Annotated in this window: 14 protein-coding genes and 2 pseudogenes; 9 read left to right on the forward strand and 7 right to left on the reverse strand. The window is 67.6% G+C overall.

The features are described 5' to 3' along the window. Window positions 1-265, forward strand: a pseudogene (locus Q0964_RS00685) (hydroxymethylglutaryl-CoA reductase); the annotation flags it as partial. A 74-nt stretch (window positions 266-339) separates the two neighbouring features. Then, window positions 340-990 (forward strand): hypothetical protein, encoded by a 651-nt coding sequence (locus tag Q0964_RS00690; RefSeq protein ID WP_299262339.1) that lies wholly within the window; start codon window positions 340-342, stop codon window positions 988-990. Here the strand turns inward: Q0964_RS00690 and Q0964_RS00695 are convergent. Beyond that, window positions 987-1,685 carry an SDR family NAD(P)-dependent oxidoreductase gene (locus tag Q0964_RS00695; protein WP_299262341.1) on the reverse strand — a complete coding sequence of 233 codons (699 nt, stop codon included), beginning with the start codon at window positions 1,683-1,685 and terminating at the stop codon, window positions 987-989. The two genes, Q0964_RS00690 and Q0964_RS00695, sit on opposite strands and share 4 nt — an antisense overlap. Window positions 1,686-1,928: 243 nt before the next feature. Here Q0964_RS00695 and Q0964_RS18530 point away from each other — a divergent pair, with 243 nt between their 5' ends. Then, window positions 1,929-2,087, forward strand: a complete 159-nt coding sequence (locus Q0964_RS18530) for a DUF7563 family protein (RefSeq protein WP_422653630.1) — start codon at window positions 1,929-1,931, stop codon at window positions 2,085-2,087. 40 nt (window positions 2,088-2,127) lie between these two features. Here Q0964_RS18530 and glmM read toward each other — a convergent pair whose 3' ends face one another. Then, entirely contained in the window at window positions 2,128-3,435 is a 1,308-nt protein-coding gene (glmM, locus tag Q0964_RS00700; protein WP_299262343.1) for a phosphoglucosamine mutase, read from the reverse strand. Window positions 3,436-3,527: 92 nt separating this feature from the next. On the opposite strand from glmM, the gene rpiA reads away from it, so the two are divergent. After that, window positions 3,528-4,208 (forward strand): ribose-5-phosphate isomerase RpiA, encoded by a 681-nt coding sequence (gene rpiA / locus Q0964_RS00705; protein WP_299262344.1) that lies wholly within the window; start codon window positions 3,528-3,530, stop codon window positions 4,206-4,208. Between the two features lie 50 nt (window positions 4,209-4,258). Here rpiA and Q0964_RS00710 read toward each other — a convergent pair whose 3' ends face one another. Next, a complete protein-coding gene (locus tag Q0964_RS00710; protein ID WP_299262346.1) occupies window positions 4,259-4,426 on the reverse strand; it encodes a DUF1931 domain-containing protein in 168 nt (55 codons plus the stop codon). Window positions 4,427-4,708: 282 nt separating this feature from the next. On the opposite strand from Q0964_RS00710, the gene larB reads away from it, so the two are divergent. The 4 genes from larB to Q0964_RS00725 all read left to right on the forward strand — a co-directional run bounded on the left by larB (window position 4,709) and on the right by Q0964_RS00725 (window position 7,592). Further along, entirely contained in the window at window positions 4,709-5,470 is a 762-nt protein-coding gene (gene larB, locus Q0964_RS00715; protein WP_299262348.1) for a nickel pincer cofactor biosynthesis protein LarB, read from the forward strand. A gap of 118 nt (window positions 5,471-5,588) precedes the next feature. Continuing rightward, the gene (locus tag Q0964_RS18535) at window positions 5,589-5,738 is read left to right on the forward strand and encodes a DUF7563 family protein (RefSeq protein WP_170845344.1); all 150 of its coding nucleotides are present in this window, start codon (window positions 5,589-5,591) and stop codon (window positions 5,736-5,738) included. A gap of 158 nt (window positions 5,739-5,896) precedes the next feature. Continuing rightward, on the forward strand, window positions 5,897-6,142 hold the full coding sequence (locus Q0964_RS00720) for a GIY-YIG nuclease family protein (protein WP_299262350.1): 246 nt from the start codon (window positions 5,897-5,899) through the stop codon (window positions 6,140-6,142). Window positions 6,143-6,218: 76 nt separating this feature from the next. Beyond that, entirely contained in the window at window positions 6,219-7,592 is a 1,374-nt protein-coding gene (locus Q0964_RS00725; protein ID WP_299262352.1) for a phosphoglucomutase/phosphomannomutase family protein, read from the forward strand. A 131-nt stretch (window positions 7,593-7,723) separates the two neighbouring features. Here the strand turns inward: Q0964_RS00725 and Q0964_RS00730 are convergent, their stop codons facing one another. Both Q0964_RS00730 and samp2 read right to left on the reverse strand, forming a co-directional pair. Continuing rightward, on the reverse strand, window positions 7,724-8,083 hold the full coding sequence (locus Q0964_RS00730) for a GNAT family N-acetyltransferase (RefSeq protein ID WP_299262354.1): 360 nt from the start codon (window positions 8,081-8,083) through the stop codon (window positions 7,724-7,726). Window positions 8,084-8,230: 147 nt separating this feature from the next. Next, window positions 8,231-8,458, reverse strand: a pseudogene (gene samp2, locus Q0964_RS00735) (ubiquitin-like small modifier protein SAMP2); the annotation flags it as partial. Between the two features lie 92 nt (window positions 8,459-8,550). Here samp2 and Q0964_RS18255 point away from each other — a divergent pair. Further along, entirely contained in the window at window positions 8,551-10,476 is a 1,926-nt protein-coding gene (locus Q0964_RS18255; RefSeq protein ID WP_349254413.1) for a replication factor C small subunit, read from the forward strand. A gap of 88 nt (window positions 10,477-10,564) precedes the next feature. Here Q0964_RS18255 and Q0964_RS00755 read toward each other — a convergent pair whose 3' ends face one another. After that, window positions 10,565-11,215, reverse strand: coding sequence for a bacteriorhodopsin (locus Q0964_RS00755; RefSeq protein ID WP_299262356.1), 651 nt, complete (start codon window positions 11,213-11,215; stop codon window positions 10,565-10,567). Continuing rightward, window positions 11,215-11,406, reverse strand: coding sequence for a tryptophan-rich sensory protein (locus Q0964_RS18260; protein WP_349254416.1), 192 nt, complete (start codon window positions 11,404-11,406; stop codon window positions 11,215-11,217). The genes Q0964_RS00755 and Q0964_RS18260 overlap by 1 nt, the downstream gene beginning before the upstream one ends. Window positions 11,407-11,429 lie beyond the last annotated feature (23 nt).

Raw genomic sequence — 11,429 nt, forward strand, 5'->3', positions numbered from 1 at the left:
GGTCAATGCCACCCTACTCGAGGACAGTTCGGTCCACGTCTCGATGACGATTCCGTCACTCATCCTCGCGACCTACGGGGGCGGGACGGGCCTGCCGACCCAGAACGAGGCCCTGGCGATACTGGACTGTGACGGCGCGGGCAACGTCAGCAAGTTCGCCGAGATCGCCGCCGGCGTCGTCCTCGCGGGGGAACTGTCGCTCGCCTCGGCGATCTCGGCCCCGGACTGGGTGACCAGCCACGAGGAACTCGGCCGCAACCGATAGGCGGGACCGGCCGGGACCCGACCTGCCGACACGACCCGAGAGGTTATTCCGGTCGTGGACGGCAGATTAGCGTAATGCGACGTTCACGGCGCGGCGTCCTCCGGACCGGCGCGTTGGCCCTGGCCGCAGGACTCGCAGGTTGCAGCGCACGCGACGACGGGACGAGCGGGGCGACCACGACCGACGGGACCACGGCCGCCGGCGCCGCGGACACTCCCGCGACGCCGTCTCTGGAGGGGTGTGTCGTGACGGCGAGCGCCGGGGCCGCCGAACCGGTCCCGACGGCTGCGGACGGGTCGGCCGACGCGGAGACGACCCTCTCGGTGCGCTGGAACGCCCGCACGCAGTCCTCGCTGTCGCAGCGGGACTCCGACTTCACCTCGTACACGCCAACCCGCGGCAACGTCTACATCGTCTTTCGGCTGGAACTGACGCCGGCCGTCGACCGCGCGGTCAGGGTCGCTCCGTTCGGGCTGTTCGGACTGCGGGCGCGCCTCCGCGATGCGACGTGGTTTCAGGAGCCGCCACTCCAAACCCTGGACGCGGTCTTCGATACCGGGTTCACCCTCTCGCCGGGGGAGACGCGGTCGGGCGTCCTCAGTTTCGAGGTCCCCCGTGAACTCGACGCGGCGACGCTGGTCCGGTACAGCGATGCGGACGAACGCCCCGACAGCGCGTTCGAGACGTCCTGCGACCGGGCGTTGGACGTCGGCGTCGGTCTCTAGAACTCTTCGACGTGGGGGCGCAGGTCCAGTTCCAGCGTCCACGCCGACTCGTCCTGTTCGACCAGGTGCCAGTAGCTGTCGGCGATGGCGTCGGGATCGAGGTATTCCTCGTCGTTCTCGACCTCGCCGTCGGGCGGTCGAACCACGCCGTCGAGGACGACGTGGGCGACGTGGACCCCTTTGGGACCGAGTTCTCTGGCCATAGATTCGGCCAGCCCCCGGTTCGCGAACTTCGCGGCGGAGAACCCGACCGCGCCCTCCCGGCCGCGGACCGAGGTGGTCGCACCGGTGAAGATGACGGTCCCGCCACCGCTGTCTCGCATGTCCGCGACCGCCTCCTGCGAGCAGCGAAGGGCGGCTTTCGGTCCAACCGCGAGCGCGCGGTCGAACGAGGCGGGCGAGATGTCGGTGAGTCCGTCCCAGGACGCGGCGCTGGCGTGGTTGACGAGGACGTCGACGGGACCGAACGCGTCGCGAACGGTCTCAAATCCGGCGGCGACCTCGTCCGGTTCCGCGAGGTCGGTCGGGACCGCCAGGCCCGCGCCGGCGGTTTCGTCCAGTTCGGCGGCGAGGTCGTCGAGATAGGAGGCCGAGCGGGCGAACAGGCCGACGCGGCAGCCCTCGGCAGCGAACCGCCGGGCGATGGACGCTCCGAGACCGGGACCGACGCCAGCGACGACAGCAGTACGTGACATACCGTGAGGGCACGGCTAAGAGTAATAAAAGCCTGTGTCGGGGGTGCCACTCCACCGCCGCACTCGTCGGTAAACCGCCGCGCGCGACGACCGGTGGCCGCGAGCGGAGGTAACGTATCGGCAATCCGTTCCGGTAGCGTCCGGAATGACCGTTCGCAGCGGTGTCCGAGGGGCTCAGTGGTATGAGAGAGTGTTACAGGCACCACCCAAAGTTAAGACAACACCCACCTATGCACCTGATGTATGCCGGAATGTCAGAACTGCGGCGCTTTTGTCACTGCCGCGTATGCACGTGTTTTTACACCGAACGGCATCCAAGCACCTCGGGTCTGCCCACAGTGTGAGGACAAGATTCGCGACGGCGCTGACGTCCGGAAAGCGCGGTCGACGCGGCGCGGATAACCACCCCCGGCGGGACGTCCCCGCCGTCCGGAACCACCTTTCACCCTCTCGCGGCCTCCAACAGGTCACGAGCCTCGGCGACGATTGTCTCGGCCCGGCCGGCCTCGCGGGCCTCGGCGGTGAGCCGTACCAGCGGCTGGGTCCCGCTGGCCCGCAGGAGGAACCAGCCGTCGCCCAGGTCGACACGCACTCCGTCGAGCGTCTCGGCTGCCTCGTACCGGTCAGCGACGAGGTCGTGGACGCGACCCATGATAGCGGTTTTGTCCGTGACTTCGACGCTGTCGCGCTGAATCGGGTAGGTGTCGACCGCGGCCGCTCGCTCGGCCAGCGAGCGCTCGGCGGCGAGTTCGACCAGCCGGCAGGCCGCCAGTGGCCCGTCGGGACAGAGCGTCGCCTCGGGCCAGATCCACGCCCCACTCGGTTCGCCGCCAAAGGCCACGCCGTCCTCGGCGGCCCGCGCTGCCACGTACACGTCCCCGACTCGTGTCCGCTCGACGGTCACGTCGGCCTCGGCGAGGTGGTCGGCGACCGCCAGGCTCGTGTCGACTGGTGCGGCGACACGCTGGCCCGGTTCGGCAGCCGCTCGGGCGAAGAGCGCGAGCGTCACGTCGCCGGAGAGGTAGGTGCCGTCGCCGGCGACGGCGCGCATCCGGTCTGCGTCCCCGTCGTGTGCGATTCCAAGGTCGGCGTCGGATTCGGCTACGAGCGTCGCCAGCGACGCGCAGTTCTCGGCGGTCGGCTCACTCGGTCGTCCCGGGAACGTGCCGTCGGGCTGGGCGTTCAGCGTCTCCACTGCACAGCCCAGTTTCTGGAGGGCGTCGACGGTAACGCCGCCCGCGCCGTTGCCGACGTCGACTATCACCGACGGCGGGTCATCGACGTCGACGGCCTCGACCAGCGCCTGAACGTGGCGCTCGCGGGCGGCTGCGTCGCGGCGGTCCCCGAGCCCGTCCCAGGCCTGCAGGTCGGCGGCGTCCTCGCGGACACGCCGGCTGATTGTCTCGCGGCGGTCGGCGTCGAAGGCCTGGCCGCTGGCCTGCCAGAGTTTGATCCCGTTGTCCGTCGGCGGGTTGTGTGAGGCGGTGATGGAGACGCCGGCGTCGGCGTCGTCCCACGCCACGGTCCGGGCGACGGTCGGAGTCGCCGCAAGCCCAAGGTCCAGGACGTCGGTTCCAGACTCGCACAGTCCAGCCGTCAGGGCGTCCGTGAGCAGTTCGCCGCTCTCGCGGGGGTCCCGGCCGACGACGACCCGATCCGTCTCGACGCCGAGCGCGCGCCCGACCGAGAGCGCCAGGTCCGCAGTCACGGTCTGGCCCACAGGTCCCCTGATACCACTGGTTCCGAACATACTCGGGGCGACGTGTCTCGCCCGGAAAAGTATCCACCCCTCTGGCTGGGCGAATCCGCGGCTTTTTGTCCGCGGATGTGGTTCTCTCGGGCATGAAACGCGGCGGGAATAACGCGCAGAAGCGACGCGCCGGCGAGGCCGCCGCCGACGCCGTCGCGGACGGACAGGTGGTGGGACTGGGCACCGGCAGTACCGCGGCCCACGCTATCAGAGCGCTGGGGCGAGCGGTCGACGCTGGCCGCGACGTCGAAGGCATCCCGACCTCCTACCAGTCGCGGGAACTCGCCCGGAAGGTGGGGTTGCCGACGACGACGCTCGAGGAGGCGTCGCCGGATCTGGCTATCGATGGGGCCGACCAAGTGGTCGGCAGCGATCTAATAAAAGGCGGCGGGGCGGCCCACGCCCGCGAGAAACTCGTCGATGCCGCCGCCGACCGCCTGCTGGTCGTCGCCGATGAGACCAAACTCGCCGAAGCGCTGTCGGTCCCGGTTCCCGTGGAAGTCCTCCCCGACGCCCGTGAACCGGTCGCCGACGGCGTCCGTGAACGTGGCGGCGAACCCACTCTGCGGGCGGCCGAACGGAAGGACGGACCGGTCGTCACGGACAACGGAAACCTCGTGCTGGACTGCGAGTTCGGGGAGATCGACGACCCCGCCGGCCTGGCGGCCGACATCTCGGCACTGCCGGGCGTTCTCGAACACGGTCTGTTCGTCGATATGGCCGACGCCATCTACGTCGGGACCGACGAGGGCGCGACGGTCCGAGAGTCGTAACCGATGCCCGCGACTGGCGGCCGTGGTACCCGAAAAAAAGAGTCCCCAGCCTACAGGTCGCGCGGCTGGACGGTCTTACGGTCGTTTTCCTCTGCGCGACGCGCAGCGTCCTCGAGCAGTTCGTCGACTTCGTCGTCGAGTGCGTCGTAGAAGTCAGATGCGACGTTCATGTCATTGAGCGCTTCCTTCACGGCGGCTTTGACGATCAGGTCTGCCATACAAGCGGTTTTTCCGGAGGGTGATTTAAATACTTTCACGTTTGTGCAGTTTCTCGCCGGTACTCACGGGGGTCTGAGCCGATTTCGCGGCTCCCACTGTTACCTGCATTCGCCGATATTCACCCGATCTCTCGTGTTGCCCCCGCTAGAACCGGTGAGCTGGTCGTGTACACCCGTTAGCCGGTCGCTCGCGCGCGCTTTGGTCTAAAAGAATATATATCACGTATCCACCATTCGTGGCCGAGTCGATGGGTACGAGTGGGTCGGGCGCGGAGGAGACGTATGCGCGAGTTGCTCGAAGCGGTCGCAGCGGGCGAGGTGAGTCCCGCCGAGGCACAGGCGGAGCTTGCGGGGTATGCTACCGGCGAGGCGGGTCGGTTCGACGCCGCACGGGAGGCGCGGGCGGGCGTTCCAGAGGCGATTCTGGCCGACGGGAAAACGACAGCCGAGGTTGCCGACCTGGCGGCCACGTCCGTTGGGACGACCGGGCGAGCGATCGTGACGCGACTCGACGCCGACGCACTCCCGGCGGTTCGTGAGCGACTGGCGGAGTACGACGTCGAGGACAGGTACCACGAGCGCGCCCGGGTACTGATAGCCCACACCGACAGGTTTGAGCGGCCGGAACTGGAGGCGACCGTCGGCGTCGTTACTGCCGGGACATCCGACGCCGAACCCGCCGGCGAGGCGGCGGTCCTCGCCCGAGAGATGGGTGCACAGGTCGAGCGCGTCGACGACGTGGGCGTGGCTAGTATCGTCCGTCTGCTCGATCAGTTGCCCGGACTCCGCGAACTCGACGTACTGATCGTCGCCGCCGGCCGCGAAGGCGCGCTTCCGACCGTCGTCGCCGGACTCGTCGACACGCCGGTCGTCGGCCTCCCGGTGTCGACAGGTTACGGCCACGCCGGGGACGGTGAGGCCGCGCTCGACGGCATGCTCCAGTCCTGCACCGCCCTGACCGCCGTCAACGTCGACGCGGGTTTCACCGCTGGCGCACAGGCCGCGCTGATCGCCCGTACCGTCGACGCCGCCCGTTCGGAGTGAGCACGAAACCGCCCGACAGCGCGGCCCTGTCTGGATACCTTACTGGTCCGGTATAGAGCATATTTACGTCCGGCCCGTATATATGCTGTCGGCAGATGGTTGTTGCCGGCAGTGACGAATGCCAGACTGTAATCATTGCGGCGCGCACGTGTCGGATCAGTTTGCTCGGGTGTTTGCGGACGAGTACGGCGAGGTACACGCCTGTCCGAGTTGCTCGGCGAACGCTGGCATCGCCGAAGTGGCACGCGAGCGCGCCCACAAAGCGTGACGGCCACTGTGGCCACCCGAATCGTGGTCTAGACACCACGCGAAGCCCATTTCCGCGGCACTACTCCGGCATCGGGCCGGACGACACTGCCCTTTCACTGTTTCCAGATAGCGACGCCGAGCGCAACGCTCACTGTCACCGCGTGTAGAAACAGTGCCGTGTCCGACCACTACGTCTACGTGTTGCGCTGTGCCGACAACACCCTCTATACGGGTTATACGACCGACGTAGAGCGCCGGGTCGCTGAACACGACGCGGGCGAGGGCGCCAAGTACACCCGTGGCCGCACTCCGGTCGAACTCGTCCACGTCGAGTCCTTCGGGTCGAAGTCGGCCGCCATGTCTCGCGAGTACGAAATCAAGCAGTGGTCCCGGACCGAAAAGAGACGACTGATCGAGGAGTGAGGGCCTGCAGGCGCGGGAACCCCGACAGGATTGTCAGAGACCGTGACTTTTTGCTGTGGCGCGAGCGAGAGTGCGTATGGACGAGATTTCGTTCGGAACCGACGGGTGGCGGGCCACCCTGGAGACGTTCACCGACCGACGTGTCCGGATGGTGGGCCAGGGCGTCGCCTCGGTACTGCGGGAGGACGACGCGGCTCAGACCGTCGCAGTCGGCTACGACGCTCGGGAACACTCGCGGGGCTTCGCGGAGGAACTCGCGTGCGTGCTCTGTGCCAACGGGTTCGACGTACTGCTGCCCGAGCGGGACTGCCCCACCCCGGTCGTCGCATGGACCGTCCGGGACCGGGACCTCGCCGGAGCGCTGATGGTAACTGCCTCACACAACCCGCCCGAGTACAACGGTGTGAAGTTCATCCCCGAGGACGGCTCGCCGGCCCCTGCGGGCGTGACCGACCGGATCGAGGGCAACCTGGCCAACCCCGACCCGCTCCCCGAAAGCGACCACGGCACCGTCGAGGAGTCCGACCTCGTCGGGCCGTACGTCGAACACGCGCAGTCGTTCGTGGACGCCGAACTCGACGGGCTCGCGGTCGCTTACGACGCGATGCACGGCAGCGGCCGCGACGTGACCGACCGCCTGCTGGCGGCGGCCGGTGCGGAGGTGACCCGACTGCGCTGTGAGACCGACCCCGAGTTCGGCGGCGAGTCGCCAGAGCCGAGTGCCGAGAACCTCGGCGACCTGACCGAGCGCGTCGAGGCGGGTGCGGCCGACCTGGGAATCGCTAACGACGGCGACGCAGACCGAATCGGCGTCGTCACGCCCGATCGGGGCTTTCTCGACCCCTCGCTCTTTTTCGCCGCGGTGTACGACCACCTGCTCGAGTCCGAGTCGGGACCGGCCGTCCGAACGGTCTCGACCAGCGCAATCGTCGACCGCGTCGCCGAGGCACGCGGCGAGCGGGTCGCCGAGACGCCGGTTGGATTCAAACATGTCGCCGAAGCGATGGAGGAGACCGACGCCCTGATGGGTGGCGAGGAGAGCGGCGGGTTCGGCGTTCGCGGGCACCTCCGGAACAAGGACGGCGTCACGCTCGCGTTGCTGACTGCCGCCGCAGCCGTCGAGCAACCGCTCGACGAGCGCGTGTCGGCGCTGGAGGACGAACACAGCGAGGTTCACCAGGACCGCGTCAGCGTCGACTGCCCGGACGGTCGGAAGGCTGCGGTCGTTTCGGGTCTGGACGGGGCACTGCCGGACGAGATTGCCGGCGCTGCCGTCGAGCGCGTCAACGACGTGGACGGGTTCAAAATCTTCCTCGCGGACGGCGCCTGGCTGCTGGTCAGGCCGAGCGGCACCGAGCCCAAACTTCGAGTGTACGCCGAAGCGACCAGCGACGAGCGGGTCACCGAGCTCCTGTCCGCCGGTCGCGGTCTCGTCGAGCCACTTGTTTAGATTCGGCACCGTGCGCGGAACGTCGGGCCGTAGGGGTATTCTTTCGTCGGCAGAGACGCTGACGGGGTGGCTCTGTGCGAGGACCCACGATGACGGGCGGCCCGGTTACCGTCGTCTGCTGGAGGGATAGCTCACTCGCGGACACCCCGGTAGCGCTCCGATTCGGCTACGGCCTCGATGTCGAACCCCAGCGACGCCCAGAACGGTCGCACTCGTGGGTCGAACGTAGCGACGAGGCACGCTCGGCGGTCGGCGGCGGCCTCGACCAGCGCCGTGCCGATGCCCTGCCCTCGGCGCGCGCGCCGAACCGCGACGGCGTCGATTTCGTCGCCGTCCAACAGGCAGGCCCCGAGGACGCGCTCGTCGGCCACGAGGAGGTCGCCGCGGTCGACGGCCCGCCGGACGGCCGCCACGTCTGTCGCCAGTAGCGCCCCGTCGAAGACGGTCATCACGGCTGGCAGGTCTTCGACCGTCGCCTCACGGATTTCCATCGAGCCGAACGAGGCGCTCGCGACTGAAGAGGGCTGGTGACTTCCCCCCACCCTACTCGCTCACCGCTGACGCGGTTCGCTTCTTGAGGGTGGGGCGTCCCGCTTCCACGACGCGCTTTGTAAACCGGGCACACGTCGCCGGCGCTGCCCACCCTTGGTCAGTCGCAGAAAGCGAACGCGTTCGGCGTCAACGACGCGGTCCTCGGGCACCGGCCGGTCGTCGACCAGCACCGACACCTCGCGGGGGCTGTAGTCGACGGCACGCACCAGGTCCGCGTAGGTCGGGTCGGCGCCGAGCGTCTCAGGGTCGACCTCGTGGGTATCCTCGCCGACGACTTCGACCGTGACCGTATCCGACGGTTCGGGGCATCGGATTTGAGCGTGTCGCTTACCGTCGGGTCCGGCGGTGGCGGGCCGGTCGTGACGGTCCCGGTCAGTTTATGCCGTGGCCAGTCCTTCGTCAGAACATGAGCGAGGCCGACACCGAGTCGCGGGCCGGGCGGGACGAGATCTGGATCGAGAAGTACCGTCCGCAGACACTCGACGAGATCGTCGGACAGGAGACCATCGTCGAACGCCTCCGGAGCTACGTCAGCAGGGACGACCTTCCCCATCTCATGTTCTCGGGGGAGGCCGGGATCGGAAAGAGTACTGCGGCACTCGCCATCGCCCGGGACCTGTACGGCGAGGACTGGGAAGAACACTTCCTCGAACTCAACGCCTCTGACCAGCGCGGGATCGACGTGGTCCGGGAACGGATCAAGAGCTTCGCACGGTCCTCCTTCGGCGGCGCGAACTACCGAATTATATTCCTCGACGAGGCGGACTCGTTGTGCGTGCCACCGGGGACCGAGGTCGTCACCGGGTATCCCTCGTCGCCGGAAATAAAGCCGATCGAAGAGGTTGACGAGAGCGGTGAGCCGATCCCGTCCGTCGACTTCGAGACGAACGAGATACAGTCCGACGCGGGCAAACTCGTAGACTCCGGGGTTGCGGACTTCTTCGAGGTCGAGTTGGAAGACGGACGGACGATTCTCGCGAGCCTCTCGCATCCGTTTTTCGTCGTCGGTGAGGACGGAACACTCGTCGAGAAGGAACTCCAGGAACTGTCGCCGGGTGACGAGATCGCCGATTTCAGAGACGACGTCGGCGTGTCCCGATGTGAGATCTGTGGCGACTGGACTGCAGGCCGGTTCTGTTCCCTGAATTGTAAGGACGAGGGGCACAGCCGCGAGATACAGGGAGACGGGAACCCGATGTGGGACCCCGAAGTCGCAGAGAAGGTTTCGGAAGCGCTGAGAGGTCACGAACCAACGGTGGGAGGGAACGTTCGGCACAGTGACGAACTCGGTCACGTCGTTCGATCAGATCGGGAGTACGAGGTCGGAACGGCGTTACAGGATGCCGGAGTCAGCTACGAATACGAGCCGAAGTTCGAGCTGTCCGATTCGGCGTATTATCCCGACTTCCAGATCGACGATACGATACTCGAACTGAAAGAACTCGTCGAACTTCGGGGCGGGGCCGAGAAAGTCGAGGAGTTCCTGGAACTGTACGGTGACGAATACACCGTCGTGGTTGTCGGAGACGAAGAACTTCCTCATCACGAACAGTATCAAACGGACGAGTTCGAGCCTGCAGTCCTCTCCGACGGCGGAGTGAAGACGGTAGAAACGGCCGAGGTACGCAGCGTCGAATACAGCCACCGTGGCAGGGCCTACAACATCAGTATGGAGGGAACGCCAAACTTCATGCTTGCCAACGGAGTCTTGACCCACAACACCTCCGACGCCCAGTCAGCACTCCGTCGCACCATGGAGGAGTTCTCGAACAACGTCCGCTTCATCCTCTCGTGTAACTACTCCAGTCAGATCATCGACCCGATCCAGTCCCGCTGTGCGGTCTTCCGGTTCAATTCCCTCTCGGACGAGGCCGTCGAGGAGCAGGTCCGGATCATCGCCGAGGAGGAGGATATCGAGGTGACCGACGACGGTGTGGACGCGCTGGTCTACGCCGCCGGCGGGGACATGCGCCGGGCCATCAACGGCCTCCAGGCCGCCGCGGTCACCGGCGACGTGGTCGACGAGGAAGGGGTCTACGCCATCACGTCCACGGCCCGCCCGGAGGAGATCCGGGAGATGGTAACGCAGGCCCTGGACGGCGACTTCCTCGCCGCCCGGTCGACGCTCGACGACCTGCTCACGACCGAGGGGATGGCCGGCGGCGACGTAATCGACCAGCTTCATCGCTCGGTCTGGGAGTTCGACCTGGACGACGAGGCCGCCGTCCAGTTGCTCGACCGCATCGGCGAGGCCGACTACCGGATCACCGAGGGGGCCAACGAGCGCATCCAGCTCGAAGCGCTGCTGGCCTCGCTGGCACTGGACGAGTGAGAGTCGAGCGGTCGCGGGCGGTCCCACCGGCCCGACCGTCGTCCGTTCGCTGTCGGCGGGCGGACGGGCCGTCGCAACTCTCGCCCCCTCAGTCGGTCCGCCGGGGGGTCCGGGCCAGCACGAACAACGGCACGCCAATTTTCAGTGCCGCGTCTATGGCGACCCGGGCCGGCAACAACGGCAGGTCCGGCGCGAGCGCGAAGCCCGGTGCTCCGAGTATCCAGACCACCGGATAGAGCAGGAATAGAGCGACGACGGCGTTCCGGGCACGGTCAAAAGCAGGCGCGGCATCGGCGCTGTCCCGGGCCGCTCGCGAGAGTGGCCCGAACAGGACCCAGAGGAGCGCACAAAAAGCGCCCACGGCGACGCCGAGCCACGCGAGTTTCGCCGCCCCCGTGGTCAGTGTCGCGACCAGCGTTACGGCCATGCTGTACCCGCCGATCGCCATTCCGGTCGCGGTCGTCTCGCGGTCGGCGTCGGCGAGCACTGAGAGGACGAACACGAGCAGCGGGATGGCGAGGATGCCGTCGGCGAAGCGGCCCCAGTGGACCACGCGGTCACCGGCGCGGACGGCCCACCCCGTCGCCATAGCGAGGTACCAGGTGCCGATTGAAACCGGGAGGAACGGGAGGACGGCGGCGAGCGTTCTTGCTCGGCCCGCGCGGCCACGTCCGAGCCAGCCGACCAGTGCCGCCCCAGCGCCGAAACCTGCGGCGACCGCCACGAGCGTGGGGTCCATCAGTTCGAATGCCAGAGCCGGTAGTTCAAGAAGACGGCGAAGGTGACCCGCGCGGAGGGCGGGGCCAGCAGGACAACAGCCCGTCGGTCCACCCTGTCGGAAGCCCGGGCAGTCGCGACGGCGGCGAGCCACGGGATGGCGACAACGGCGAGCCCGGCCTGCCGGACCGGCCACGTTGCCTCACCCAGCAGCGCGAACGGCGCGGCCTAGTCCA

It is taken from the genome of Halorientalis sp., from assembly GCF_028275115.1.
Taxonomy (GTDB): domain Archaea; phylum Halobacteriota; class Halobacteria; order Halobacteriales; family Haloarculaceae; genus Halorientalis.

Bases quoted from the DNA above. Each gene is read 5' to 3' on its own strand.
- larB (WP_299262348.1), top strand. From the start codon at position 4,709: ATGCGCGAGTTGCTCGAAGCGGTCGCAGCGGGCGAGGTGAGTCCCGCC.
- Q0964_RS00755 (WP_299262356.1), bottom strand. From the start codon at position 11,215: ATGGACCCCACGCTCGTGGCGGTCGCCGCAGGTTTCGGCGCTGGGGCG.
- Q0964_RS00730 (WP_299262354.1), bottom strand. From the start codon at position 8,083: ATGGAAATCCGTGAGGCGACGGTCGAAGACCTGCCAGCCGTGATGACC.
- Q0964_RS18535 (WP_170845344.1), top strand. From the start codon at position 5,589: ATGCCAGACTGTAATCATTGCGGCGCGCACGTGTCGGATCAGTTTGCT.
- Q0964_RS00695 (WP_299262341.1), bottom strand. From the start codon at position 1,685: ATGTCACGTACTGCTGTCGTCGCTGGCGTCGGTCCCGGTCTCGGAGCG.
- Q0964_RS00690 (WP_299262339.1), top strand. From the start codon at position 340: ATGCGACGTTCACGGCGCGGCGTCCTCCGGACCGGCGCGTTGGCCCTG.
- glmM (WP_299262343.1), bottom strand. From the start codon at position 3,435: ATGTTCGGAACCAGTGGTATCAGGGGACCTGTGGGCCAGACCGTGACT.
- Q0964_RS18530 (WP_422653630.1), top strand. From the start codon at position 1,929: ATGCCGGAATGTCAGAACTGCGGCGCTTTTGTCACTGCCGCGTATGCA.
- Q0964_RS00725 (WP_299262352.1), top strand. From the start codon at position 6,219: ATGGACGAGATTTCGTTCGGAACCGACGGGTGGCGGGCCACCCTGGAG.
- Q0964_RS18255 (WP_349254413.1), top strand. From the start codon at position 8,551: ATGAGCGAGGCCGACACCGAGTCGCGGGCCGGGCGGGACGAGATCTGG.
- rpiA (WP_299262344.1), top strand. From the start codon at position 3,528: ATGAAACGCGGCGGGAATAACGCGCAGAAGCGACGCGCCGGCGAGGCC.
- Q0964_RS00710 (WP_299262346.1), bottom strand. From the start codon at position 4,426: ATGGCAGACCTGATCGTCAAAGCCGCCGTGAAGGAAGCGCTCAATGAC.